At 50.2% G+C, this 3765-nt stretch carries 4 protein-coding genes; all 4 read right to left on the bottom strand.

Going from position 1 to position 3765, the window contains the following annotated elements; genetic code table 11:
- Positions 1-176: 176 nt before the first annotated feature.
- Positions 177-1232 carry a methyltransferase gene (locus H6F43_RS00425; protein ID WP_190340069.1) on the bottom strand — a complete coding sequence of 352 codons (1056 nt, stop codon included), beginning with the start codon at positions 1230-1232 and terminating at the stop codon, positions 177-179.
- Positions 1233-1295: 63 nt separating this feature from the next.
- The gene (locus H6F43_RS00420; protein ID WP_190340023.1) at positions 1296-1649 is read right to left on the bottom strand and encodes an antibiotic biosynthesis monooxygenase family protein; all 354 of its coding nucleotides are present in this window, start codon (positions 1647-1649) and stop codon (positions 1296-1298) included.
- Positions 1650-1950: 301 nt separating this feature from the next.
- Positions 1951-3057 carry an ABC transporter permease gene (locus tag H6F43_RS00415; protein ID WP_190340068.1) on the bottom strand — a complete coding sequence of 369 codons (1107 nt, stop codon included), beginning with the start codon at positions 3055-3057 and terminating at the stop codon, positions 1951-1953.
- Positions 3058-3105: 48 nt separating this feature from the next.
- On the bottom strand, positions 3106-3765 hold a 660-nt coding region (locus H6F43_RS00410; RefSeq protein WP_190340067.1), incomplete at its 5' end, for an ABC transporter permease.

The following is a 3765-nucleotide window of genomic DNA, read 5'->3' as shown; positions in this document are numbered from 1 at the left end:
GTCCGCAAATAGCTCTTTGGATTCCCCGCGCCCAAAGCTTCCCGGCATTTCGTCAGCAGATTTAAGTCGCTGTAACACTTGAACCGTCATGGGACTCTCCAATTAATTTTGAATTTTGAATTACGAATTTTGAATTGGCTGCTAATTCAAAATTCAAAATTCAACATTTAGAACTCTCAGGCTTTTTCCGCTTCAAGGATGCTGTTGGCAGTTTGGGTTGGAATAATTCGCGTCAGTCGATATCCAGCGGCTTCTAGCAGCGATCGGTACTGCGCCTCGGTGCGCTCGTAGCCTCCCGGCGTGGTCAGCAGCGATTCCAGATCGACAAACTTACCGACAAATGGATCATTGCCAGAGGGCATCACCATTTCAACCAGCAGCACTTTGCCGTTGGCGGTCATTGCTTCGCGGCAGTTTTGCAGAATTTTAATGGCTCGCTGGTCATCCCAGTTGTGGATCACAAACATGAGCACATAAGCATCGCCGCCAGTAGGAACGGAATCGAGGCAGTGTCCGTGTAGTAGTTCGCAGCGATCGCCAATGCCCGATGCGGCAATGACGGGTTGTGCACCCTCAATCACAAAGGGCAAGTCGTAGAGAACGCCCTGCATGGTCGGATTAGCCGTTAGTAGCGGAATTAGCGTGTTGCCGTAGCCGCCTAACACGGCGACATCGACGACTTTGCTCATGCCGGAAAAGTCGTAATTCGCCAGCAGTGCCGCCGACGCTCTGGCAGAAACGCTGGTTTTAGAAGGTCCGTGCGTGCGGGCAAAGTCAGGATTTTGCTGGCAGTAGTCGTATAGCTCCATGCCGTGAATACGATCGAAGGCAGCTTCTCCGGTTTGCACGCTTTCCAGCAGTCGTCCCCACACTTGCCAGTGCCAATCTTCACCCAGCACGTTGACCATCGGACCGATCGCATCGGGTGTGTCATGGCGCAAAAATTCGCCGTTGGGCGTCAAGTGGAAGCGTCCATCTTCGTCTTCGGCAAACACGCCAACGCTGGCAAGAGCGCGCAGCACCCGGTACAGCGACGGCGCATGAGTTTTGGTTGCCTCAGCAAGCTCCTGACTGGTTTTCGGCGCTTCAGCGAGCAGGTCAGCAATTCTTAATGCTGACGCCGTGTAGATAATGCGTGCGACCCGCATTCCGCCCAGCATTTGCAGCATGGCAACCTGAGGAGGCAGGTCCGGCATCACTTTCGGCGCGTTTGGCTTTATCGTTGTCGTCATGGGTTTGATGAATGGGGTTGGTCAATTCAGCAAATCGCTATTTGCAATTCGCTATTCACGAGTTCACTGACCTTGTTTCATGTAGCAAACGTCGTACAGCACCGGATCAGATTCGGCAATCTTCGAAATAGCAGGCATGTGCGCGGTGGCTGCCGGAGTTTGAAAAATAGCTCTAAAATCTTCGACGCTGCGCCACTGGGCGTAGTTGGTGACGCGAGTGCCGTCCAAGCTTTTGTGGATATTCGCCGAAATGAAACCAGGAAGTTTACACATCACCTCTTCGGTGGCATCAACGAGTAAATCAACCAAGAGCTGCTGGTTTTCGGGGGCGACCTTAAACACGTTGATCAACGTAACCAACTTCTGGTCCTGGGCGATCGTCGTCACTACGTTGCTGTCGGTTGTGAATGCGGTCATAAACTCTCTCCAGGTAAATCAAGCGATCACTGCATGATGGTGATAAATCGCGCTGGCTATCTGAGACTAGATTTTACAGAAAGCAAGCTGGGAGGCGTGTAGAGGTTAGGGCTAGGTTGTGTCTAACTTGGCAGAAAACGGTATACGAATTCGGAATTCGGAATTCAAAATTCGGAATTGAAATTACAAACGCTCGAATGCGACGGTTCAGTCGTTTGACCGATCTCTGGGATTTAGAGAATTGGTAGTGCCTGAGAGCTGGAGCTGGAACGCAGCATTCCGTCATTCGGTAGCGCAAACGTTAGCTTAGCTGGCTACGGAACTTGCGGACGCTAATTGTCAGCAGCACGATCGCGAACAAAACTAGCGCTAAAACGTGCATCCACAGAATGTCTAACCCCGCACCTTTGAGCAGAATTCCCCGCACGATCGCGATGTAATGTCGCATCGGATTGAGCAGCGATAGCGCTTTAAAGAACGGCGGCATACTTTCCACCGGAGCGATCGCGCCAGAGGTTTCCACCATTGGCATGTTGATAAAAAACGTTGTCAGAACGACTTGCTGTTGATATTGATAAATCGTTCCGAGCAGTGTGCCGATGCTGATGCTGACAAAGAGATAGCAGCCAGATAGAACCATGAACAGCAGAAAATTACCGCGAAATGGAACGCCGAAAATCAATCGTCCCAATGTTAGCGCTAACACCACGTCTCCCAAGAGCAGCACGAACAGCGGCACAATTTTTGCCAGCAGAATTTCCCACGCGGCTGATGGCGTCATCAAAAGCTGCTCTAGAGTGCCAACATCTTTCTCTTTGACCACGGCGATCGCCGAGACGATCGTGCCAATTAGTGTCAGCACCAAGCCCATGACGCCGGGAACAAAAAACCAGCTACTCGTTAAACCTGGATTATAGAGGAACAGCACTTGTGACTGTATGGGAAGCGTAGTTTGTACTGTTTCAAGGCGACGATTATATTGCAGAAGAATTTGCGAAATGTAGCCGTTAATGATGCCCGCTGTGTTCGCATTGACGGCGTCAATAAACACCTGAATTTCTGCCTCGCCTGCGGCAAATCTCCGAGGGAATTCTGGTGGAATCACTACGCCCACGCTTAACTTGCCCGTCTCCACCTGCTGGCTCAAAGCTGCTTCATTCAGCGGCGGAGGCTGGGCGACAAAAATTCCATTCTCTGTCAAAGCAGAAACCAGCTCTCGACTTTCATACACATTGGCATAGTCAATTACCCCCAATTTCAAATTCTGCACATCGGGATTAAGGGCATACCCATAGAGCATCAACTGCACGATCGGTGGAATGATCAGCAGAAACAAAAGCTGTTTATTTCGCAGAATTTGATTAACTTCTTTGCGAAGCAATGCCAGAAAAGGAGTATTGCGAAACATAAATTTAAGGCATCCAGTAGAGGGTACGTTCGACCAAACTAATCGTGATTAGCTATCAGTATCAAGCTGCATTTGATCCAAACCCTTACGAGAAATGGTAAAAAAGAAAAATCCTAAAACAACTAACATGAGTAGGCTGAACCAAACGCCTGTCCAACCAGTGCCCCGTACAAAGGCATCGCGGGTAATGTCGATGAAGTAACGAGCGGGAACCACGTTCGGGACAAGCGACAGCGGAAAGGGAATATTGTTGAGCGGATAGATGAAGCCAGACAGCAGTAGGGAGGTGATAAACCCAATCAGAGACGCACCTTGAACGGCTTCCGCTTGGCTCTCGGCTTTGACGCCAAGCATTAACCCAAACAAAATGCTGTCGGCTAGAAACAGGCAGGTTCCTATCAGTAAAGGAATCGGATTTCCGGCAAATTGCAGTTGAAAGACGAGGACCCCCAATCCAATAACCGCGATCGCCTCGCAAACGGCAATTAGCCAATACGCCAGCCCTTTACCCAGCAGGAGTTCAACCGCGCTGATGCTGGATGCGTAGACCTGTAAAATCGTGCCTTTTTCTCGCTCTTTGACCATTGCGATCGCAGTTAGCAGCGATGGAAAAATCCACAGCACAACGGCAAACGTTCCGGGCACTATGTAGAGCGATTCCAATCGACCAGGATTAAACCAGAGCCGAGTTTGAGCCGTGACGGTATT

The sequence above is a fragment of the Leptolyngbya sp. FACHB-36 genome, from assembly GCF_014695955.1.
In the GTDB taxonomy this organism is placed as follows: domain Bacteria; phylum Cyanobacteriota; class Cyanobacteriia; order Leptolyngbyales; family Leptolyngbyaceae; genus FACHB-36.
Note: the sequence above shows the minus strand (reverse complement) of the source record. Positions and strands in the feature narration are given on the sequence as shown.